Here is a 20175-nt window from a genome sequence, read left to right as displayed (position 1 = left end):
GACCTTTGCATTGCAAAATTAATCAATCATGGACAAACTCAATGTAGACATCAGAAATGGAGTAGCTTTTGCCTCGATCAATAATCCCCCGCTCAATGTGCTGGATGCATCACTAATGATCTCGCTCGGGCAATTTGTAGCTTCCATGCAGGAAGACAAAACTGTAAAGGTCATCGTATTTCAAAGTGCAGATCCCGACTTCTTTATCGCCCATGGCGACACGAATTACATCGTGGATCCCACTTCTTTTGCCAGCCTGGCTAGTCCTGAAATGCTGCAGGCTCCTATCAATCCTATGCAGCACCTCCATGAACAGATCCGTCAGCTGTCCCAGGTCACCATCGCAGTTATTGACGGCTTTGTACGCGGCGGTGGTGCCGAACTTGCCCTTGCCTGCGATATGCGCTTTGCATCACTCGAAAAAGCCCGTTTTGGACAACCAGAAACCCTGATGGGAATTATACCTGGAGGCGGCGGTACCCAATACCTGACCAGGTTAATTGGCAGAGCAAGAACAATGGAAGTCATAGTAGGTGGAGAATTGTTAGATGGAGTAATGGCAGAGAAATATGGTCTCGTAAACCGTGCATTGCCACAGGCAGATCTTTATAATTATGTCAACGCCCTCGCTACCCGCATCGCTAAGCTCCCTGAAGATGTAGCTGACTATGCCGTAAAAGCCATCGATGCTGCCAGCGGAGATCTCTATGAAGGACTAACCTTAGAAAACCAGCTGTGCATGGGCCTCTTCGCAAGACCAGCTACAGTGGCAAGAGCTAAAGTTGCCCTGGCAGCCGGTGTGCAGACCAGAGAAGGAGAAAAGGACCTGGAAGGGATTTTAAATAAACTGTGATTGACTATCTTTACAGCGTTATTATTTTAAAAGCAAGAACGATACGGATGGCCGCAGGACTTATCTTGTCACTGATCAGCAGGACATGCCGGATCGTTCTTCCTCTGATACGCTCAATCCATTCACAGGAGAACTGACTTTTTAAAATGCAATTCCTCCGCAAGCACATAGAAAAAATACTCCCGCTTACAGATGAAGAATTTGCATTTGTAGCCACTCACTTCAGCACCCGGAAGTATAAGAAACACCAGTACCTTGTACAGGAAGGCGATGAAGTGAAACACTGCTACCTGGTCATTTCCGGGTTACTAAAACTCGTATACAACGACGATAACGGCAAGGATCATATCGTCTCCTTCGCGATGGAAGACTGGTGGGAGAGTGATTACTATGCATTCTATACACAATCAATAGCCACCATGTCCCTGCAGTGTATAGAAGACACAGAAGTCTATTGCTTCTCCTTTGAAAACTATAAAAAGCTCTGTGAAGAATTCCCCAAAATAGAGCACTTCTTCTTACAGAAAACCAACTTCGGTTTCCTGGCAGCACAGCGCCGTATTCTCTCCCTGCTCACCTCCAATGCAAAAGAACGTTATGAGCAGTTACTCAAACAATATCCCTCTTTACTACAGCGGGTGCCTAAAAGTCTGCTGGCTGCCTACCTGGGTGTATCCAGAGAAACCCTGAGCCGCCTGGTGTGACGTACATCACAGGATAATAGTGAGGTACATCAAGGGCCCATTCCAGCACGATTCCGGAGCTTTGTCCTCATGGAAACAAGAAGCATCAACCCCTGGACCTGGCAGGAGGAACGTAGTTATTCCCAGGCAGTAGAAGTGAAAAATGCAGGCAGCACCCTGTATTGTGCCGGACAGGCAGCAGTATTCCCCGATGGCAGTTCCAGTAAGGAGGATATGAAAACTCAGCTGATCCACGCCATCGCCAACCTGGAACAGGTGATTACCACGGCGGGCTATGACTGTAAGGGTATTGTAAGACTTAATATCTACACCACCTCTTCGGCAGAATTATGGCCCCATTTCCCCATCCTGCAGGAATGGATTGCCAGGCATGGTATCCGGCAGGCATCCACCTTATTTGAGGTAAAATCTCTTTTCGAAACATTGCAGGTAGAACTGGAGGCTACAGTAGTAAAATAATCCTAATTTTGTGCCTATGAGTTACTACATCCGTATCCTGGGCACACAAGACCCGGACATTCATCTCGACGATATTTCAGAAGAGCTGGACGCAGAAGCACTGTCAGCTCAATTTGGGGTTCCCCGGAATGAGAAGCCGGAGAAATGGACGGCTTTTGAATTGAAAAATGAGAAAGGGAAACTGCTGGCAACGGTAGAACGAAATCCTGTGAGCACCGAAGGCATAGGCAGGGAAGAGCTGGATGAATTCAAACAAAGCATTCTGGAATTCCAGCCTGCATCGGCGGCTAAGTGGCTGAACGATTTCTTTGATAAGGTGAAGGTAATATATGCCATGGAGCTAATGCCGATAGGGATGGAGGCAGAGAACTATCATATTATTACGACTACGCAGGGTGTGATCTGGGAATTGGTAAATGGTATTCTGCAGGCAGATGAAGAAGGATTTACCAACGAAGAAGGATATCATATTCTCTGGCAGTTTCCCGATGATGCAGATGGTGAGTGGAATTGTGCCGTGCTGAATGAGAAAGGAGAATGGGAGAATTTCAACATGGATCTGGCAGATGAAAAGCAAAGGGAAGAGTTTAAGGCAGGGAAGGTGCCGGCAGCGGCGAAAAGACTGAAATAAGTTTTATCATCTTCTTAACAAAGTGTAATAGGACTGACAACAGTTTTACAAACTCCTTAACATAAAGCAGGTTAATTTCATTTCATAAAACGGGTTAATCCAACTTTTAACTTTTATGAAACCATTTTACCTGCTTTCTACCCTGCTACTTGCCAGCCTGTTTTCCCATGCCCAGGCATTCACATTGACGATCCGTGTGCCCGATAGCTTCCCCTTAGAAAAACTGGTGGTCAATTACGGAGATGGCCTGAATGATACCGACATTAAATCCGAAGAACTTAGCCGCTCAATAACTGTAAATGGAGATTTACATACCCAGTTCGGCTCCCTATCCTTAGCAATTCAGGGCGAATACGGTGCCTTCAGCAAGAATAAGCTATTCTTCTTTGGACCGGGCAATAGCGAACTTGTATTAAAAGATACGAGTCTGCATACAACAAAACTCGTAAATATCGTTGATGCCGATACGAAAGGAGGAAAAGAATTTCACCAATATACGAAAGCAGCGGCGGAGCAGAACAGGTTACTATTGATAGCGTGGAACAAACTAGGCCATTTTGATGCAGCACTGGCTCAAAAGATCAGGCAATCTTCAGTAGCTTTTTACAGGAAAACACTGGATTTTATTAACACGCATCCTTCTGATTATTATTCTTCCTATACGTTTTACAGCTCCTTTACCCCTTATCAACAATTCTTTCCCGCAGATAGTCTGCTGCAGGTACTGGACCATCTACCTGCAACATTTAAGAATACAGACGCAGGGAAACATATCTATAGAAGCTTAATCAGTATAAATAATATCAGGGACAAGCACATTGCGGTCGATTTCCGTACACGTGATGTATACGGTGACAGTCTTTCCCTGGATACCTATAAAGGTAAATACGTAATCCTTGACTTTTGGGCTACCTGGTGCGTACCCTGCATGCAGGCGATGCCAAGGGTAATTGAAATTTCTAAAAAATACCCTGCGGTAAAAGTAATATCAGTATCCCTGGATAGAGACACGACATCACACCTGAAAGCTATACAAAAACTACCTGCAACCTGGGCACATATTTACAACGATGAGAATATTATAGACAGCTATGGTGTAGTAGGTATACCTGCGATTTTCCTGATAGATCCGGAAGGGAAAGTACTTGTACCCACTCAAAAAGAAGGCATCTCCGATCTCGATGAAATAGAAACGATCTTAAAAAATGCAGCTATTAGCCACATCTGATAAGAAGAGCTGACAATACCCGTTGCATGCCTACGCCCACATTTACAGCAAAATCTTCCACAAGCAGGCAGAACAGTCAGGGAATTGACCAGCCATCTTCTTAGTAAATTGTTAGCCAGGTCCCGCCTGGTTATGGCGTGGCTTTCCCTTTATGATCCCAGTGGCTCTTAACAATCTTCCCTTCTTCATTACGAACAATTCGGCGTGCATATCTTTCCCCCCGAATTTTCCCTTCCTTATCTTTCGTCCCCAGAAAGAGCAGGATCGGCAGTCCTTCTTCGTCCGTCTTAAAGGCAAGATCAAATTTTTGATAAGTAGTTTCAACCAGTTGAGAAGGCGCATAAGATTTGTCTAATAATTTCAACAATGCTTCATTCATAACACTCATTTTAATGGTATGTCTGTTGTAGTATTCCTCTTATGAAAAGGAAGACCATTGATATCCGTTTATTTGAAAAGGCCCGTGCCCTCGAACAAAATGATGAGCCCGGGCAGGCGCTAACCATCTACCAGCGACTGCATGACCAGGTGCCTGATGACAGGCGTGTGATCGGCAGAATGCTGGTGCTTTACAGAAAACTGAAAAATTATAAAAAAGAACTCCAGCTAATTGACAATACTATCAAACAAAACAAAGAAACCATACTGGCTAATCGTAATGCCTGGGTTAAAGCCAATAGGAAAATTGCAAAGATCAATTTAGCATTAGGTCGCTCACTTAAAATCCTTGATGTAAAGGGACTGCCTTTGTTGGAAGAGCCTTTTATCACTTCTCTTAAAAAGAGAAAAACAGTAGTAAGAAAGCGTCTTAAAATATTGTAAAAATTATGCCGGGGCCATAAGCATGTTGTAAGCACTATTAAATGTTCCTTAAATCCACTCAATGGCTACAATAATCATCAATCAGGCGTGGCATTAACAGCCATAGTAGCCATGGCACGAAGTTTCCTGCAATAATAGTATGAGAAAGTTAACCATGGTATTATGCTGCATGCTCAGTATGCCCGCATATTCCTGCCCTTTGTGCAACAGGCAAATCAGGGAAGGCATTTACAATAGTCAGTTCTACCCCAATTTATTCACCATGCTACTGGCATTTGTAGTTTTGACGATCATTGTTATTGTACTGACCGCCATTTCAACTGCCAGGCATCGGCACAAAATGCAGGCCCATCCACAGCTAATTTTACTTTCTCCTGTTCCACTCACCACAGCGGGCACCGTGCTGGGAATAGGCATAGGAGGGTTTATAGATGGAATCATATTACACCAGATCCTGCAGATGCATGAAATGCTTTCAAATAAAATCCCGGCTACAGATTATATCGGTAAGAGCATTAACATGTTCTGGGATGGCATTTTTCATGCGTTCTGCCTGATCGTAACGATCATAGGGATCATATTGTTGTGGCAAGTAAGTAAACGTAGCAATGCAGACCACTCCGGCCGACTGCTCACTGCCGGTCTGTTCCTTGGCTGGGGTATCTTTAACCTGGTAGAAGGCATCATAGATCACCAGATTCTACAATTGCACAATGTGATTGAGTATGCACACAATCATCAGCCCGCTAATTACCTCTTCCTGGGAATATCAGTGGTAATGATCCTGTTCGGTTATATGATTATCAGATCTCATCACCGGTCTCACCATTGGCCCCAGGTTTGATATATATTTTTTATAACTAACAGTAAGATGAAAATGGGAAACGATAGTTTGTACCCTTACCAGGAACGTGACCTCAATATACTATTTGATAAACTCACACATGCTACCAAAGGCTACAGAGTCCTTTATCAATTACCAACAGGAGGCGGCAAGACCAGGATCTTCTCGGAGATAGCGAAGTGGTACGTAGAAAACTTTCACAAACAGGTGATGGTGCTGACACACCGAATCGAACTATGCAAGCAGACAGCTGCTACGCTGACAAAAATAGGCATCAAAAACAAGGTGATCAATAGTACGGTGAAGCAATTACGCAAACGGGAAGAACATGCCTGTTATGTAGCGATGGTAGAAACGCTAAGGAACCGTTTAAAACAGGGACTCATCAATCCTTCTTCAATTGGATTAGTGATCATTGACGAAGCGCATCACAATGCATTTCAAAAACTGTTGAATAAATTTCCCCGTGCGATAGTAGTAGGTGTCACGGCAACACCATTGAGTTCAAATGCCGACCTGCCGATGAACAAAACTTACCAGGAATTGATAGTGGGAGAAAGCATCAGTGGCCTGATCAAACAAGGATATCTGGCAAAGCCGGTGAGCTGGCGTTATGATGTGGAATTAAATTCACTGAAGACAGGTATATACGGTGATTTTACCATCAGCACTTCCGATGAATTGTATTCATCCAAAGCGATGTTGGAATTGCTATTGCATGCATATGAAACGCATGCTAAGCATAAAAAAACGCTGATCTTTAATAATGGGATCTTTACCTCCAGGAATGTGTGTAAAATGTTTCAGGATGCAGGCTATCCAATCAGGCATTTAGATAACCGTCATTCCCCGGCAGAACGTGAGGAGATCTTGAAATGGTTCAAAAAGACGAAAGGAGCGATCCTGACATCCGTCTCGATCCTTACCACGGGCTTTGATGAACCAACGATACAAACGGTGATCCTCAATCGTGCTACCACATCACTGACATTGTATCACCAGATGATCGGGCGGGGATCTCGTAGTTTACCTAAGAAGAAGAATTTTACTATCATCGACCTGGGCAACAATATGGACCGGTTTGGAGAATGGCAGGCACCGATGGATTGGCAACTGATCTTCGAAAGACCGGAGGCGTATATAGAAAGTATGCACTCCTTATCTTCAACGGAAGCCCGTGTCATTCCTTCTGATCTCCGTTCTAAATTCCCCAATACATTACAGTTATCCTTTGATATCCAGGAGGCACATCAGCGGGCAGTAGATGCGGGGGTGAAGCCATTGACAGTGATCAGGGATGCGATCAGACAACATGCATTGATGTGTATAGAAAATAGTGACTCTATCTCCCAGGCATTGGAATTGTCCGATTTATTGGACCAGGAAATACAGTGGCGGGTAAAGCAGTATGGAAAATGCCTTGGCAAGGTGACCAGGAATTATACAGATTGGTTAGTAGCGGATTATAAAGAACGCCTGAGGACATTGATCCAGAAAATTATGCAGAAAGGTAAACCCAAAGCTGCCTAAAAGCTGGCACAGTTTACTTATGACAAAAATCCGGTTCTTGCGGAATACGAAGTTTTTGTACCTTTCGTACATGTTAATCAGGAACCTATCCATGAACCCATCCCTATACCAGCATAAAAAACCCATTACTGCATTAGCTACATTCTTAGGTGTTTTATTTGGAATCAGTTTGCTTATCAGTATTCCACTGATCTTCTGGACGCTTACACTCTATTGGAATACGTTGATTGATGGTTACAGGCTATTGCTACTGGCAGTTGGTATTGGCTTTTCCGTTACAATCATTTTCAGGAAAAAGATAGATCTTTCTTCAGAAAAACATGATCTGCCTGATAGGGTCAAGTTACTCTTATTTTGTGTATGCAATAGCTTTTCGCTGGGTACGATTATAATCTTCTTTATACTGTGGAGCAATCAGGCGTTTGGAGGGCGTTCACAGGTGAGTATGAAATTGCCGGCAGTATCATTCGGGTATACAAGGGGACATCGGAATAGTGCGCCGGTGCCTTATGTAGATGTGGTGTATAAGCATAAAACAGTAAGCAAGTTGTATCCAAGGTATGCGGATGTTGAGCATGTGGATAGTATGAGTGTGAGGGTGATTGATGGGTGGCTGGGGTTTGAGGTGGTGCAGGTAGAGTAAAAAAAAGACCCATAGCAAAAGCTATGAGTCTTTTCACATATCAGCCAGCTTTCAAAGAAAGCCCCTGACAAATTACTCTACAGTAACAGTCACTTCATTCACCTTTGTCAGACCACTCACGCCTTCACCCTGATACACCACTTTATAAGTACCAGGTGCATCCATCTTGTACCCCATCAGCAAATCGATTTCAGCAGACACACTACCTTTTGCAGCTACTTTAATATAAGCATCCGCAGGCGGTGGCGTTACTCTCTTCGCCATGGCACCTTTGTACTGAACTGCCTCACCTTTGCTGTTAGTCACTTCAAAGTAAGCATTCAAAAACCTTTGCTCGAATGGCGTATGCCATTTACAAAACGCCTGCTCACTGGCAGAAGGATTGTTAACAGTAAATTTCACCAGAATAGGTTTACCTGCTTTTACGGTTGCAGGAGCAGACATTACGGTTTCCAGTACAGAAGCGCTGCTGCTATCAGCAGCTACAGGTTCAGCTACGGCAGCAGTTGTATCCTGCGCCTGTTGGGTCGTGTCATTGTGCGCACTTTGTGCATTTTGAGACTGCTGACATGCAGTGAAAGAAAAAACGGACAGCATTACTGCCGTTGCGATGAACTGGTTTCTCATTTAGATCAATTATGCCGGAAAATTAATTCTTTTTAAACACAAGAATATATTTCCTGAAGAAATACTTCCATGGCATCGCCACAATAGGCAATGGTACCAGTGCAAATACCATAACCATGCCAGTAGCCGGAGAATCCATCAGGTGGCCTGCCTGCCATAACGGCAACGCCACTATGATCAGCCAAATAGACTTATACAAGATCTCAAGCATGACAATCGCCAGCATCCTAAGTGGTTGAAAAATACCGAAAAAAGACAGTAAAGAATAAGATGCCCAGATAGAAAAATTCATGGCCTCAGCAGGATCCCAGGCCCCCTTGTGAGTAAAAATAAAAGTCCATGCATCCTTGCCAAGAAATACGAACATCAGGACATACAGGATCCTTAACAGGTAAATTTTGTACATGGGAACGCCTTCCCAACGCTGGTTAGTCATACTAAAAGTATAGGGTGGTGAATAAAACTATAATGACTGCTGAAATACAATGCAAACCGTAGTAGGATCCAATACTGCAAACTCTTTCAATCCCCAGGGCTGCAGCTTGATATGATTCAGGTTCGGATGCAGAATAGAAGGCTTCCTGGCCTTAATGTCCGCATACACCGCTTCAATATCATCAGTTGCAATTCTAATCTCGGGCCTGCTATCCGTCTCTGCAAGTTCAGGATCTACCATTAGCTGGAAAGTGGCATTATCCCTGTTTACGATATACAATACTTCGTCATGGTAACCCAGCTCAAACCCCAGACCATCAATAAAAAAATCAAGTGCCTGCTGAATATCAGCATAGAATATTTTGGGTAATACGGCAATCAGGCTCATATAGTTAACACATTTAGATCTTGCCTACAATATAATACATTATTTTTTTCGCGGGCCTACACTCGCCTGCCTGAAGATTATTTTAAAGTAATCAACTTCTCCAATTCTGTATTAAACGCCGCTTTATTCTTCAGCCTTGAAAAGAACTCCCGGTCAAAATTCTCAACTGTCACCACCGCCTGTTTAATAATATCAATACCTTTTTTAGTCAGCTCAATCAACTTCGCCCTTGTATCTGTCTTATGCTCAGTACGTTTAATATACCCCTTATTCCCCAGTGTTCTCAATACTGTAGAAGTAGTCATAGGATCTATTTTGGTATGCGCTGATAATACAACCTGTGTCACCTCCTGCTGTTGCAACGAAAGCCAATGAATACTTGCCATCAGTACATACTGCGAGTGAGTCAGGTCATATTGCTCCAATGCTTTCCTGATCTCTCTTTGCCAAAGATTGGTTACCTGCCAGAGCAGAAACCCTGAACTCTCCTCCGCCTTATTTACGCTGAAAGTATTATTGCTTGTCTTCATAGACTTTTAGCTGCTTGTATTTGTTTTTCTATGTCCTTCGGTAAAGCATTGACAATGTTCTGCGCCACCAGTTTTACCCATACAAAGCTAAGCAATCCTTTCACAGTAATTGTATTAGTGATTTTCAGTCCCTCGGCAGTTTCTTCAAACGAGTGATTGTCGTACATTTTAGCGAGGGGAAAGTGGGTAACATCCAGGAACAGGCTATTCTCAATGGTCTTTAATAATGAAACTTTTAATTTCGGCCCACCTTTAGGTTGTAGCATAAAATGATTGCCCTCTTCAAATGGGCCAGTAATAGATGCCTGTTCAATTCCCTCGTCCCAGGTATGCCAGTTATTCACATCGGTAAATAGGTTCCACATTTGTTCTTTAGTAACTTCCCGTGTAGTTACAGAATAGGATCGTGTCCACATGACTATTAGTTTAATAATTGCAAATATAATAAGTACACTTATAATAATCACAATTATTTTTCAGCACCATGCAGGTACTATGACGGATGCAATATTATATGATAAGTTATATCAGGCTAATCATAGTCTGGAAGTAGGAGTGATATATCTTAAATAGAAAGATGATTAGCCCTTTCCCAGGGTTTCAGAAGTAGGGGTGCTATATCTTAAATAAAAAATGATTAACCCTTTCCGGGGTTTCATTGGCAAAGGATGGCAGCAAGGCATTATCTGGCAGGCAACTCCGCTTCTACCGGACGTTCAAATTTCTCTGCATTAAAAATCCTTTCCCTATGCTGTAGCCCCCAATCCGCCAGGCTATCCGTCAGCTCCTTCAGCCTCTTCCCATACTGTGATAACTTATAAGTCACCGTCACCGGCTGCCCCTCAGACACCTCTCTGATCACCAGACCATTCAACTCCAGGTCCTTCAGCTCCCGGCTCAACACCTTTCCGGCGATCCCATTCAGATCCTTTAATAACTCTGAATAACGCATCGGTTTAAAACAAAGATGCGCAATGATAATCACCTTCCATTTTCCTCCTAATATGTAAAGCGTATCTTCAATTGCACGCACTCTTTTCATACACTCACTGAATGTCGGATATGCTGAATGCTCGTTTGCCATATGCTAATAATTTGGTTACTTTTTTGTCACCTGGTGCTCCTAATGTCACCACCAATAAGCCCCCTAAAGTTACTTAATTACCTCAAGTGAATTTAAATTTGTTAAAAATTGGACTAATATGAGTTTACTTGAAGATTTAAAGTGGCGCTATGCTACCAAAAAGATGAATGGTGCGAAAGTACCTCAGGAAAAATTAGATTACATCCTGGAAGCGGCCCGACTGGCACCATCCTCTTCCGGCTTACAGCAATATAAAATCATCGTTATTTCCGACAAGGCATTACTTGAGAAAATAAAAGGTATCGCTTACAGTCAGAGCCAGATTACCGATTGCTCCCACCTGCTGGTATGGGTAGCCTGGGATGGATATAGCGATACAAGAATCAGCACTGTATTCAATGCTATGATGGATGAGCGTGGATTACCACACAACACTATGGATAGCTATAAGAGCCTGATCCTGAACCTGTATGAAACCAAAGGAAAGGAATGGCAGGCTCATCACGCAGCTAAACAGAGCTACATCTCTTTTGCCATGGCAATTGCGGCCGCAGCAGAGCAAAAGGTAGATGCCACACCTATGGAAGGTTTCGTACCTGAGCAATTGGATGAACTCCTGAAATTAAAAGGTACAGGTTACAAAAGCACAGTGATCCTTCCTTTGGGGTATAGAGAAGAAGCAAACGACTGGCTGGTGAATATGAAAAAAGTTCGTACGCCTAAAGAGGCTTTCATCACTGAAATGACAATTGCTGATGCTGCAGAGACAGATGGTACTCCAGTAACATTAAATCTGGAAGATATCATTACGAAATAGATAAAATGAGGTTGAATCAACAGTAATATGATGGCATTTAAAATTCAATAAAAGAAAATTCTCTCCATCAGAAATCCGGATTAAATCCCGGAAATATTACTTTTGATTCAACCTCATTCTAATTATTCTCTCAACATTATCTCACCAGTTCATACACCGGCAATCTATCCAACGGTACTGTCTGCGTAATTGTCTTCGGCCCTTTCACAATCTCTCCCTTATCACTTTTCCATGTTCCTTTCGGCAGCACCACAGTTTGCGTACCATCCTTCGCCATTACAGGGGCTACAAGGTATTTATCTCCCAGCATAAACTGGCTCTTTACATCTACAAAACCCTGGCCGGGAAATTCATATTCCATGCTTCGCACAATCGGTGCCCCGCTAGTCGCAGACGCTTTAGCAAGCTGCAGGATATAAGGGGTATATTTTTCCCTGATCGCTACAGTCTGCTTCACAATCGCGAAATGCTCTTTACTCAACACGCGCCATGGCGCTACTGAAAACTGCATCATCGGCATCAAAGCAGAACACTGCGCTGATCGCACTACTAACTCCTCATCCAATTTATCCCTCCCTATAAAAGAACCATATTCCCCGCCACCAATCATATCAGGACAAGTGAAATTATATCCCAGCAAACCAGCCAGCGTAATATGAGGAATCAGTTTTTGCAGATCTACCCAGGTATGCTGCTTATCTCTCAAACGCTGCACAAGCGGTTCACCTGCCATCTTCCACATTGCACGATATTCATTCAACGCATAGTGCAAGCCAATCTCACCCCATAAGCGACTATGATCATTGGGAGTCGCCTTTGCATAAGAGATCGCATCAGCAGGATAAAAATCAGCATCACCGGCATCCAGTTTAAAACCATCCAGGTGATAGGTGTGCACCATATAGTCAAGTCTGCCGGTGAACCACTCCTTTGCTGCAGGATTTGTAAAATCCATCACCGCACTATATCCATTCCACCAGGTTAAGATAGCAGGATTAATACTATCCTTCATTAGCAGGAGTTTCTTGCTCAACAGGTCTCTGAACACTTCCGTATCAGGAGATATAAAAGGACTTATCCACAGCATTACTTTAAAACCCATCTTATGCAGACTATCTACCATCGCGGTCGCATTTTCAAACCTGTCTTTTCTAAAATCGAATCTGCCGTAATAATCTGCCCAGTTATCATCAATCATCAGCACACCGGCTGGGAAACCATTGCTAAGAATAGCATTTGCATATTTAAGGATGTCTGTCTGGTTTTGATTGTATACCAGTTCAATCCAGGTATTATACTGGGGTTTGGCAATGAGTAAGGTATCCGGCAATTTTCCCTTTGCGGGAAAATGTTTCTTTGCTGCATTGGTAAAAGCATCTTTTAAATTATGCCCGAGGGAATCCAGCTCAACAGGCGCAGTGGCATTTGAAATTTCCAGTGCATCGCCATGAACGGAGAATTTGAAAGGTTCATCACTCCAGATATACCTGCCACTGGTAGAAAGTAAGAGCGGAGCCGCCTGGTTGCCACCAGTATTGGCAAAGAGATTAAATGAATACCCGTCTTTGAGCGGCATCTGCTGCCCTTCGGTCACAGCACCACCGTACCAGCTTTCTCCTTTTTTAATTTGAATAGTTTTCGTTTGTGCGTACGAGCAATTACAGATGGTAGCGATTAGAATGGTTGAAATAACTTTTCCCAAGGGCATGATTTGGTTGTTTTACTTTCTAAAATAACCTTAATTGGGGAGAGTGTTACTACGCAACCGGTTGTGTAATTTTAGGCAAAATTGCCATATTGCTCCAATAGCAGGTTTACTTTACCTTATGTTCCTCAATAAACACCTTCAACGCCTGCGACATCAAAGCATCTTCCCGGTAAATCAACAAAGTAACCATCGTTGCTAACTCTTTGTTCAAAGGAAAATAATGGATTGCCCGTTTACTATAATACCGGTCAATCACATCTTTAGGAAGAATACTTATGCCCAATCCCGCCTCCACGAAATTGATAATGCCTTCAATAGAATTCAGCGTTGTACTTTGGTATTGTACAATTCCCTTTCCTGACAACCATGCTTCCAACCTTGCCCTGAATATGCATCCCTGATCAAATACAATCAACCTGATCTGTTCCATCGTCAGGATATCATTCAGCTGTTTCACATCAGAAGATGCGATTAAGACCAATTGTTCTTCTTTCAGCTTCACCTGCTTCAATCCATTTACACTTACCGGCCCCGATACAAAAGCCGCATCAAGCCGCTGCTCCACGACATCGGCAATCAGCGCATTGACCATAGCTGATTTAAATACAAGGTCAATCTTTGGATACAAAGCAGAGAACCGCTTTATAATAGACGGCGCACTCAATGCCATCGTCGTCTCGATACAACCTATCTCCAGATGTCCTGTAACATCTCCATCCGGATCCAGTGCCTCCCTGGCTTTATCCAACAACTTCCCGATCTGCCGGCTATAGGTCAGGAAAGTTTCTCCTGCAGGTGTAAGCTCCACTTTCCGGGAAGTACGGGTAAACAGGGTATTCCCAAACTCCTCTTCCAGGTTCCTGATCCGTGCTGTCACGTTGGATTGCACTGTAAACATAGCTTCAGCGGCTTTGGTAAAGCTGCCATACTGCGCTACAGCCTCAAATAATTTAAGGTCATTAAGGTTTATCATCTATCACTATTAATGATTATTAAAATCACTATTATTCGTTTTTAGAGATTAAAGCTACGCTGTAGTTTTGAGATCACAAAAGAATAAGCACATGACTTACTATCAAAAAATAAAGGTAAAAGAGCTGAACATTTTTTACCGCGAGGCAGGTCCTAAAGATGCACCTGTCATTCTCCTGCTCCATGGTTACCCCACCTCCTCTCACATGTTCAGGAACCTCATTCCTATGCTCAGTACAAAGTTCCATGTAATAGCACCGGACCTGCCTGGATTTGGATATTCTGATGCACCAGATCACAAGGCGTTTGCTTATACATTCGATCACCTGGCAGCCGTGATGCAGGATTTTATCGATCACTTGAATTTAAAGCGCTTTGCCTTGTATGTATTTGACTATGGTGCGCCTACGGGATTCCGGCTGGCATTGGCTAACCCTGAAAAAATCACCGGCATCATTTCCCAGAATGGAAATGCATATGAAGAGGGATTGAGTAAGGAATGGGATCCTATCCGCAGGTACTGGGAAGATAGTTCCGAGGCTAACAGAACAGCATTGAAAGGTTTTGTTTCCCAGCAGGCGACCTGGTTCCAGTATCATGAAGGTGTAGCAGATCCAACCTTGATAGCACCGGAAACCTATACACTGGATCAGTATTTCCTGGACAGGCCAGGTAATATAGAAATACAGCTTGACCTGGTAAAAGACTATAAGAACAATGTATTGCGCTATCCACAATTCCAGGCGTATTTTAGACAATTCCAGCCACCCATGCTGGCAGTATGGGGCAATAGAGATCCTTATTTCCTGCCACCAGGAGCAGAGGCCTATAAACGGGATAATCCAAATGCAACAGTAAAATTCTATGACACAGGACACTTTGCCCTGGAGACACATGCGCTGGAGATAGGGAAGGATATTTTTGAATTCCTGGAAGGCTTGCCATCTTAATAATAAAAGAGGTGGTATAAAAAGTAATTTGAGGGCCTGAGAATTCATTAAAAAAAAATTCCCATCATCATGTCTCCGGATTAATTCCGGGAAATGTTACTTTTGATACAACCTCTTTCTATAAACATTTCAATCATATAAAGTATCATACCAATCATCACTCACGCCACTCCGCTCTTTAATAATAAAAGGTTTCAGATTGATGCGGTAATATCTCGCCAGTACCATAAGCGCTAATTCAGATACCAATTCCTGCGCTTCTTTTAAAGGCATTGCATCCTCATACTCCCTGCTTTTACGGGCGGCGACAGTCTGCGAAAAACGCTCCAATATTGTTGTTGAAAAACCCGACAAGATCAAATCATCTCCCTTTTCAGTCAGAAATGCAGTGATATGATGATAGGCCTTTTGCAAACTTTTATAGTCCATTCCCTGACTAAGTGCTAATAAAAGGTCTTTTATAAACACATCTCCAGGTACCAGCTTCAGCAAATGTGCCGCCGGATGTTCATCTTCCTCAATAAGTGGCCGGTAGACAGAAAAATCAATCTCAGCCTGGACATCCCCGGCCCGCTGCACAGTGGCCATTCTAAATGTATTCACATCAATCACCGCCGTTAAAGTAATTTTGTTGACCTTGTCTTTATCTTCAAACAACAGGTACGACACGCCATCAATAAACTTCACTAACTGACGGGCCTGTTCATACGCCTGAGAATCCGGTGTGGCCGACAAATACGCAGAACTAAATACATACAGGGGTTGACCGTCATTGTAGAAACACCAGATTCTAAACCCTTTATCTACCAGTGTCTCTGTTAACCCAACAATGAAATTGTCAGCTATATCTATTTCGAATGCCCAATTTGCCATTGCATTGAATTAATTAGTATGTATCAAATTTAACGAAATCGGGTGAATTGACGGGCAGCATTATCAGGCCTCCCTCTCCAAAAACCGCATCATCATTTCTGCCACCTCCACCGGTTTTTCGGCAAGGATAAAATGTCCGCTATCATCCACCTTTTCCATGCTTACATGCTTTGCTGATTTTGTCAGAGCAGCTTTCAGCATTTCATAACTGCCGGCACCCGCAATGCCCAACACAGGAAGATGGATCTGTTCGTATAATTTCATATCCTGTATATCCTGTGTAAATGACTGGTACCAGGCATTAGATGCACGGATACCATCTGCACTGTCATAAGCCTGACTATATACAGTTCTATCAAATTCGCTAACGCTATCAGGATTCTTCAGCAGTGATTTAAAAATCCAGTCAATCACCAGGTGCATTCTTCCCCCTAATAATACCTCCGGCAGCGCTTTGACCTGGTTAAATGCCAGCCACCAGGGATAAGTATAATCCAAACCAGGAATCGGCAACATAGGTAACTGGTACATGCTTTCATCCGGATGAGGCGTATCCAGCATGATCAATTTTTCAGTCAGTTCAGGATAATTCGCAGCAAAGCTAAATGCAACATGCGCACCGATATCATGCCCACAGATTTTTACTTTACCAAGGTTCAAGTTTTGCACTAAACCATAAAGATCCTTTGCCATGTTTTTCTTATCATAACCACCTGATGGCTTCTCTGAATTACCCATTCCACGTATATCCACAGCGATTACCCTATATTGCGATGACAGCAGCGGCATCACTTTATGATAGGCCCACCAGGTTTCAGGCCATCCTGGAATCAGGATGAATGGCTCACCCTGTCCGCCTGCGATATAATGTAAACGAATCCCGTTAGTATGAATATAATTGCTCGTAAATCCTGGTAAATTTTCTACTAAATCCATATCATCCGTTTTGATAATTCTCTTTATAAGCCAAACTTAAATATTACATTTGGCATTGAAAAGTATGAAGTATACTACATACTTTATATATTTATTTTCATAATGAAACTGATCAATCAACTTTCAAAAGAGACAGGCATACCGATAGCTACGATACGTTTTTATGAGAAGTCAGGCCTTATAAAAGGGGAGAAGAAGCCGGGAGTAACTACTAATAACTATCTGTATTATGGAGATGATGTGGTAGAAAAACTGAGATTTATCCAGATGGCGAAAGCAGTTGGATTTACGTTGAGTGAAATCAAGGAGGTAATAGATGCCTGGTATTTAAAGAAGATTAGCAGGAAGGCACAGATGGATGTATTAGAGCTAAAATTGGTGCAGATAGAGGAAAAGATCCAGGAGCTGAAGGCCATGAAGCGACAGATTATGACTTGTATTAAGAATATAGCCGCGAGGTAATAACAATACAATGCAATTATTCAGTATGCGAATTACATTTCTCCTGGGTATACTGTTATTGAGCAAGACGCTATATGCACAGCTGGCAGATACAGTCCATGTTTCGCCCACGTTTTTTGTTTCCATGGATAAATTCTACCTGGATAGTATTGAAATCGATATGTCGAAGACATACCTTGCATCAGACAATATTCTTGAGATAAAAGCCGTCAAAAGCAGGGATGCAGAAATATACAGTACAAACAAATCAGCGATCCTTATCACCAGAAAAGCCCATCATCCACTGACTTCGTTAGGAGCAATCAGGACAAAGCTAAGTGCCGGGGATACTGTTCGCTATATGATCAATGATAATTACATCACTGACACAACGAATGTACGGATTGAGGTGAATGGTATTGACTCGATAAACATTGTAAAGCAGGCGGAGGGAAGTGTGGAGAGAGAGCCGATGCCGGCAATAATTGTTATAAAATTAAAGCAGGGGATGATAGATCCCACAAAAAAGTAAACCAGTAGATTTAAAAAAGGAGATCAATAACCTGATCTCCTTTTTGTCAAAATAAACCAACAAATTTATAAATGTAACGCTGATTATTTTCCGGCACCTGCCCCTACACCTTCCACTGCATTAAACGCAATCAACTTCGGTGCACTTGCCACAAACTCATCCAGCACACTATCCGCAATCTTAATCGCTCCACCAAAACGCGTAGCCCCGGGAATCGTCTGCATAGCAGCAGCTTCCGCCGCCAACTTCTTCGCATTTGCAAAATAACGACCCGCAGCATTACTTCCCCGATCTGCAGCATCCAGGCCCGCGGCCGTGAGCTGAAGAGCTCTTCCCCATAACTGCATTGCATCTAACCATGGACGCGCATCCTGCGCAAAAGAAGTATCCGCAACTCCCGCCCTGATTATATCAGGAGCACTTGCAAACGCTGCTGCACCTTGAGTCAGCTCTGCAATCGCCTGATGCCGTCTAAGCCCATCTCCATTAGCAATTGCATCACGCACGCCATCCAGCATTGCCTTCAGCTTAGGTGCCTGCACCTGCCATGGCTGACTACCAAAAGTCGGTGCCAGGTGCTGTGTATCGAAGAAGGTGAGCAGTGCGGCAATGGTTTGCTCATCACCACCAGCCAGTTCTCTTGCAGCAAAAATCCAGGTTCTCTCTGCATCATATCCCTTATCATTCCATGAAAACGCCACCACACCAGTAACCGCCACACGGCTCGGTGCTTCCTGGTTCATTGGATTAGACAGGATACCCGCCAGCTCTGCAGACAAACCAGCTTCTCGCTTTACATAAGGTGCCAGCAACAGGCGGCCTACAGATTCTCCATAGTCATTCACAGGGTAGTTATCCCATAAGAGCGTCTTACGACCGAACGCCTTCATGGCCGCTTTCGCATCATTTACAGAGATCGCAGGAGGCACCACATCAGTACCCGTCCACTGCACGACTACCTGTGAATCCAGATTTTTCCGCAACGCAGCTTTATAGGGCGTTTCTTTGGCATCATAATATTCAGTCGGCACCATAATCAGGTTAGGTGCATTTGGATCCACCTTCCTGATACCAGCCTGCAAAGCATTCAGCAATTTCGCCTGTGCAATACCTGCCGCTTCAGCACCTGATGGACCAAAGGTCACCTTGTCCAGGTCACAATTCCATTTGGTATATTCAATATCATCGAGGGCGACATAGAAGCTATGAACGCCAATACTGCGCAGGGCATTGAACTTACGAACCAGCGCCTGCAGATCACTCGTATCTGAAAAACAGACAGTAGGGCCAGGAGAGATCGCATATACGAAATTGATATGATTCCTGCTGGCATTCGCCGCCAGTTTACCCAACTCAGCCAGCGTTGCCGCAGGATAAGCATCCCGCCAGCGATCCCTGGCATATGGATCATCTTTCGGACTATAAACATAAGTATTTGCCTTGATGGTAGCCAGGAAGTCAAGGTGCTTTGCGCGATCAGCCATTGACCATGGCTTGCCATAAAATCCTTCAATTGTACCACGAATAGGCATAGATGGATGATCCTTTATCACCAGGGCAGGTATGATAGCCCGCTGCGCTAACTGGCGGAAAGTCTGGGCAGCATGAAACAAACCATCTGCATCGTGACCAGCCAGGGTAATCAAAGCGCCGTTGCCAATTACACTACAGGCAATCGTGTAGCCTTCCGCATTACTATCCAGGACAGCACCGCTCTTAGCAAGAGCAGAACGAACAATAGCCGCGTCGCCAGTACCCAAAAGGATGTAAGGACCGTCAAGCACCTGTGGCAGTTGCTTTGCAGTAATCACATTTTCTACTCCTGCTGCTGCTAATATGCTGCGAACCAGGGTGGTAGTAGAAGTATCAGTGCCCGGAGCCGTGATGAGGATCACCGATTTTCCCAATGAGAATGCACCCTTTCCAGGTTCGATAGATACGGGCGTAGGGAAGATGGCAGGTAAGGTAGCTGGTTGCGCAAATGCCTGACTGGTTTGTGGTGAATGTTGAACCGTTTGAGCGAAAGCAGCGCCGGAGCTGAATAGCACAACGGTTAAACAGGTGAATAACATTTTCATTCCTCTTTCGTGTTTTGAGACCTATAAAGGTGGAAAGATAATAACTGGAGAAGGAAAAAACGGGAGAAATATGTTATTCAGATTATTTTC

General features: G+C 43.6%; 25 protein-coding genes. 13 read left to right on the top strand and 12 right to left on the bottom strand.

Annotation, left to right across the window (positions count from 1 at the left end):
- Positions 1 to 28 precede the first annotated feature (28 nt).
- The 5 genes from DXN04_RS32285 (at position 29) to DXN04_RS32265 (ending at position 3875) form a co-directional block, all read left to right on the top strand.
- Complete coding sequence (locus DXN04_RS32285) at positions 29 to 853, top strand: enoyl-CoA hydratase/isomerase family protein (protein WP_116857557.1); 825 nt, start codon at positions 29 to 31, stop codon at positions 851 to 853.
- 146 nt (positions 854 to 999) lie between these two features.
- On the top strand, positions 1000 to 1557 hold the full coding sequence (locus DXN04_RS32280) for a Crp/Fnr family transcriptional regulator (RefSeq protein ID WP_116857556.1): 558 nt from the start codon (positions 1000 to 1002) through the stop codon (positions 1555 to 1557).
- Positions 1558 to 1626: 69 nt separating this feature from the next.
- Complete coding sequence (locus DXN04_RS32275; protein WP_116857555.1) at positions 1627 to 2016, top strand: RidA family protein; 390 nt, start codon at positions 1627 to 1629, stop codon at positions 2014 to 2016.
- A 16-nt stretch (positions 2017 to 2032) separates the two neighbouring features.
- Positions 2033 to 2647 (top strand): hypothetical protein, encoded by a 615-nt coding sequence (locus DXN04_RS32270; RefSeq protein WP_116857554.1) that lies wholly within the window; start codon positions 2033 to 2035, stop codon positions 2645 to 2647.
- Between the two features lie 115 nt (positions 2648 to 2762).
- Positions 2763 to 3875 (top strand): TlpA family protein disulfide reductase, encoded by a 1113-nt coding sequence (locus tag DXN04_RS32265; protein ID WP_116857553.1) that lies wholly within the window; start codon positions 2763 to 2765, stop codon positions 3873 to 3875.
- A gap of 130 nt (positions 3876 to 4005) precedes the next feature.
- Here DXN04_RS32265 and DXN04_RS32260 read toward each other — a convergent pair whose 3' ends face one another.
- Positions 4006 to 4254 (bottom strand): hypothetical protein, encoded by a 249-nt coding sequence (locus tag DXN04_RS32260; RefSeq protein WP_199415190.1) that lies wholly within the window; start codon positions 4252 to 4254, stop codon positions 4006 to 4008.
- Between the two features lie 41 nt (positions 4255 to 4295).
- Here DXN04_RS32260 and DXN04_RS32255 point away from each other — a divergent pair, with 41 nt between their 5' ends.
- The 4 genes from DXN04_RS32255 (at position 4296) to DXN04_RS32240 (ending at position 7714) form a co-directional block, all read left to right on the top strand.
- Positions 4296 to 4697, top strand: a complete 402-nt coding sequence (locus DXN04_RS32255) for a hypothetical protein (protein ID WP_116857551.1) — start codon at positions 4296 to 4298, stop codon at positions 4695 to 4697.
- A 139-nt stretch (positions 4698 to 4836) separates the two neighbouring features.
- A complete protein-coding gene (locus DXN04_RS32250) occupies positions 4837 to 5541 on the top strand; it encodes a DUF2243 domain-containing protein (RefSeq protein ID WP_199415189.1) in 705 nt (234 codons plus the stop codon).
- Between the two features lie 27 nt (positions 5542 to 5568).
- Positions 5569 to 7071 (top strand): DEAD/DEAH box helicase, encoded by a 1503-nt coding sequence (locus tag DXN04_RS32245; protein ID WP_116857550.1) that lies wholly within the window; start codon positions 5569 to 5571, stop codon positions 7069 to 7071.
- Between the two features lie 91 nt (positions 7072 to 7162).
- On the top strand, positions 7163 to 7714 hold the full coding sequence (locus tag DXN04_RS32240) for a hypothetical protein (protein WP_116857549.1): 552 nt from the start codon (positions 7163 to 7165) through the stop codon (positions 7712 to 7714).
- Positions 7715 to 7786: 72 nt separating this feature from the next.
- Here the strand turns inward: DXN04_RS32240 and DXN04_RS32235 are convergent, their stop codons facing one another.
- The 6 genes from DXN04_RS32235 to DXN04_RS32210 all read right to left on the bottom strand — a co-directional run bounded on the left by DXN04_RS32235 (position 7787) and on the right by DXN04_RS32210 (position 10778).
- The gene (locus DXN04_RS32235; RefSeq protein ID WP_116857548.1) at positions 7787 to 8341 is read right to left on the bottom strand and encodes a protease; all 555 of its coding nucleotides are present in this window, start codon (positions 8339 to 8341) and stop codon (positions 7787 to 7789) included.
- A gap of 22 nt (positions 8342 to 8363) precedes the next feature.
- On the bottom strand, positions 8364 to 8777 hold the full coding sequence (locus DXN04_RS32230) for a hypothetical protein (protein WP_116857547.1): 414 nt from the start codon (positions 8775 to 8777) through the stop codon (positions 8364 to 8366).
- 27 nt (positions 8778 to 8804) lie between these two features.
- Positions 8805 to 9164, bottom strand: a complete 360-nt coding sequence (locus DXN04_RS32225) for a VOC family protein (RefSeq protein WP_116857546.1) — start codon at positions 9162 to 9164, stop codon at positions 8805 to 8807.
- Between the two features lie 77 nt (positions 9165 to 9241).
- A complete protein-coding gene (locus DXN04_RS32220; protein ID WP_116857545.1) occupies positions 9242 to 9694 on the bottom strand; it encodes a MarR family winged helix-turn-helix transcriptional regulator in 453 nt (150 codons plus the stop codon).
- Positions 9691 to 10110, bottom strand: a complete 420-nt coding sequence (locus tag DXN04_RS32215; protein WP_116857544.1) for an SRPBCC family protein — start codon at positions 10108 to 10110, stop codon at positions 9691 to 9693. Before DXN04_RS32215 ends, DXN04_RS32220 begins: the two co-directional genes overlap by 4 nt.
- A gap of 266 nt (positions 10111 to 10376) precedes the next feature.
- Complete coding sequence (locus tag DXN04_RS32210) at positions 10377 to 10778, bottom strand: winged helix-turn-helix transcriptional regulator (protein ID WP_116857543.1); 402 nt, start codon at positions 10776 to 10778, stop codon at positions 10377 to 10379.
- A gap of 118 nt (positions 10779 to 10896) precedes the next feature.
- Between DXN04_RS32210 and DXN04_RS32205 the strand changes: the two genes are divergently transcribed.
- Positions 10897 to 11595, top strand: coding sequence for a nitroreductase family protein (locus DXN04_RS32205; RefSeq protein WP_116857542.1), 699 nt, complete (start codon positions 10897 to 10899; stop codon positions 11593 to 11595).
- Positions 11596 to 11731: 136 nt separating this feature from the next.
- Here the strand turns inward: DXN04_RS32205 and DXN04_RS32200 are convergent, their stop codons facing one another.
- Positions 11732 to 13303, bottom strand: a complete 1572-nt coding sequence (locus tag DXN04_RS32200; protein WP_116857541.1) for a glycoside hydrolase family 31 protein — start codon at positions 13301 to 13303, stop codon at positions 11732 to 11734.
- 106 nt (positions 13304 to 13409) lie between these two features.
- Positions 13410 to 14276, bottom strand: a complete 867-nt coding sequence (locus DXN04_RS32195; RefSeq protein ID WP_199415188.1) for a LysR family transcriptional regulator — start codon at positions 14274 to 14276, stop codon at positions 13410 to 13412.
- Between the two features lie 91 nt (positions 14277 to 14367).
- Between DXN04_RS32195 and DXN04_RS32190 the strand changes: the two genes are divergently transcribed.
- On the top strand, positions 14368 to 15225 hold the full coding sequence (locus tag DXN04_RS32190; RefSeq protein WP_116857540.1) for an alpha/beta fold hydrolase: 858 nt from the start codon (positions 14368 to 14370) through the stop codon (positions 15223 to 15225).
- Between the two features lie 129 nt (positions 15226 to 15354).
- On the opposite strand, the gene DXN04_RS32185 is transcribed toward DXN04_RS32190, so the two are convergent.
- Together DXN04_RS32185 and DXN04_RS32180 are read right to left on the bottom strand one after the other, a co-directional pair.
- A complete protein-coding gene (locus DXN04_RS32185) occupies positions 15355 to 16098 on the bottom strand; it encodes a hypothetical protein (protein WP_116857539.1) in 744 nt (247 codons plus the stop codon).
- Positions 16099 to 16161: 63 nt separating this feature from the next.
- Positions 16162 to 17034, bottom strand: coding sequence for an alpha/beta fold hydrolase (locus DXN04_RS32180; RefSeq protein ID WP_116857538.1), 873 nt, complete (start codon positions 17032 to 17034; stop codon positions 16162 to 16164).
- Positions 17035 to 17136: 102 nt separating this feature from the next.
- On the opposite strand from DXN04_RS32180, the gene DXN04_RS32175 reads away from it, so the two are divergent.
- Together DXN04_RS32175 and DXN04_RS32170 are read left to right on the top strand one after the other, a co-directional pair.
- Complete coding sequence (locus DXN04_RS32175) at positions 17137 to 17496, top strand: MerR family transcriptional regulator (RefSeq protein WP_116857537.1); 360 nt, start codon at positions 17137 to 17139, stop codon at positions 17494 to 17496.
- Positions 17497 to 17521: 25 nt separating this feature from the next.
- Complete coding sequence (locus tag DXN04_RS32170) at positions 17522 to 18007, top strand: hypothetical protein (protein WP_116857536.1); 486 nt, start codon at positions 17522 to 17524, stop codon at positions 18005 to 18007.
- A gap of 83 nt (positions 18008 to 18090) precedes the next feature.
- Here the strand turns inward: DXN04_RS32170 and DXN04_RS32165 are convergent, their stop codons facing one another.
- The gene (locus DXN04_RS32165; protein WP_116857535.1) at positions 18091 to 20085 is read right to left on the bottom strand and encodes a beta-N-acetylhexosaminidase family protein; all 1995 of its coding nucleotides are present in this window, start codon (positions 20083 to 20085) and stop codon (positions 18091 to 18093) included.
- Positions 20086 to 20175: the final 90 nt, after the last annotated feature.

It is taken from the genome of Chitinophaga silvisoli, assembly GCF_003412465.1.
Classification (GTDB): domain Bacteria; phylum Bacteroidota; class Bacteroidia; order Chitinophagales; family Chitinophagaceae; genus Chitinophaga; species Chitinophaga silvisoli.
This window is presented reverse-complemented; position numbering and strand designations above follow the sequence as displayed.

What these genes read in the sequence shown, in the direction of transcription:
- DXN04_RS32215 (WP_116857544.1), bottom strand. Translation starts at nt 10,110, where the DNA reads ATGTGGACACGATCCTATTCTGTAACTACACGGGAAGTTACTAAAGAA.
- DXN04_RS32175 (WP_116857537.1), top strand. Translation starts at nt 17,137, where the DNA reads ATGAAACTGATCAATCAACTTTCAAAAGAGACAGGCATACCGATAGCT.
- DXN04_RS32230 (WP_116857547.1), bottom strand. Translation starts at nt 8,777, where the DNA reads ATGACTAACCAGCGTTGGGAAGGCGTTCCCATGTACAAAATTTACCTG.
- DXN04_RS32195 (WP_199415188.1), bottom strand. Translation starts at nt 14,276, where the DNA reads ATGATAAACCTTAATGACCTTAAATTATTTGAGGCTGTAGCGCAGTAT.
- DXN04_RS32190 (WP_116857540.1), top strand. Translation starts at nt 14,368, where the DNA reads ATGACTTACTATCAAAAAATAAAGGTAAAAGAGCTGAACATTTTTTAC.
- DXN04_RS32260 (WP_199415190.1), bottom strand. Translation starts at nt 4,254, where the DNA reads ATGAATGAAGCATTGTTGAAATTATTAGACAAATCTTATGCGCCTTCT.
- DXN04_RS32180 (WP_116857538.1), bottom strand. Translation starts at nt 17,034, where the DNA reads ATGGATTTAGTAGAAAATTTACCAGGATTTACGAGCAATTATATTCAT.
- DXN04_RS32240 (WP_116857549.1), top strand. Translation starts at nt 7,163, where the DNA reads ATGAACCCATCCCTATACCAGCATAAAAAACCCATTACTGCATTAGCT.
- DXN04_RS32275 (WP_116857555.1), top strand. Translation starts at nt 1,627, where the DNA reads ATGGAAACAAGAAGCATCAACCCCTGGACCTGGCAGGAGGAACGTAGT.
- DXN04_RS32255 (WP_116857551.1), top strand. Translation starts at nt 4,296, where the DNA reads ATGAAAAGGAAGACCATTGATATCCGTTTATTTGAAAAGGCCCGTGCC.
- DXN04_RS32265 (WP_116857553.1), top strand. Translation starts at nt 2,763, where the DNA reads ATGAAACCATTTTACCTGCTTTCTACCCTGCTACTTGCCAGCCTGTTT.
- DXN04_RS32205 (WP_116857542.1), top strand. Translation starts at nt 10,897, where the DNA reads ATGAGTTTACTTGAAGATTTAAAGTGGCGCTATGCTACCAAAAAGATG.
- DXN04_RS32165 (WP_116857535.1), bottom strand. Translation starts at nt 20,085, where the DNA reads ATGAAAATGTTATTCACCTGTTTAACCGTTGTGCTATTCAGCTCCGGC.
- DXN04_RS32210 (WP_116857543.1), bottom strand. Translation starts at nt 10,778, where the DNA reads ATGGCAAACGAGCATTCAGCATATCCGACATTCAGTGAGTGTATGAAA.
- DXN04_RS32225 (WP_116857546.1), bottom strand. Translation starts at nt 9,164, where the DNA reads ATGAGCCTGATTGCCGTATTACCCAAAATATTCTATGCTGATATTCAG.
- DXN04_RS32245 (WP_116857550.1), top strand. Translation starts at nt 5,569, where the DNA reads ATGAAAATGGGAAACGATAGTTTGTACCCTTACCAGGAACGTGACCTC.
- DXN04_RS32170 (WP_116857536.1), top strand. Translation starts at nt 17,522, where the DNA reads ATGCGAATTACATTTCTCCTGGGTATACTGTTATTGAGCAAGACGCTA.
- DXN04_RS32250 (WP_199415189.1), top strand. Translation starts at nt 4,837, where the DNA reads ATGAGAAAGTTAACCATGGTATTATGCTGCATGCTCAGTATGCCCGCA.
- DXN04_RS32185 (WP_116857539.1), bottom strand. Translation starts at nt 16,098, where the DNA reads ATGGCAAATTGGGCATTCGAAATAGATATAGCTGACAATTTCATTGTT.
- DXN04_RS32235 (WP_116857548.1), bottom strand. Translation starts at nt 8,341, where the DNA reads ATGAGAAACCAGTTCATCGCAACGGCAGTAATGCTGTCCGTTTTTTCT.
- DXN04_RS32285 (WP_116857557.1), top strand. Translation starts at nt 29, where the DNA reads ATGGACAAACTCAATGTAGACATCAGAAATGGAGTAGCTTTTGCCTCG.
- DXN04_RS32270 (WP_116857554.1), top strand. Translation starts at nt 2,033, where the DNA reads ATGAGTTACTACATCCGTATCCTGGGCACACAAGACCCGGACATTCAT.
- DXN04_RS32280 (WP_116857556.1), top strand. Translation starts at nt 1,000, where the DNA reads ATGCAATTCCTCCGCAAGCACATAGAAAAAATACTCCCGCTTACAGAT.
- DXN04_RS32220 (WP_116857545.1), bottom strand. Translation starts at nt 9,694, where the DNA reads ATGAAGACAAGCAATAATACTTTCAGCGTAAATAAGGCGGAGGAGAGT.
- DXN04_RS32200 (WP_116857541.1), bottom strand. Translation starts at nt 13,303, where the DNA reads ATGCCCTTGGGAAAAGTTATTTCAACCATTCTAATCGCTACCATCTGT.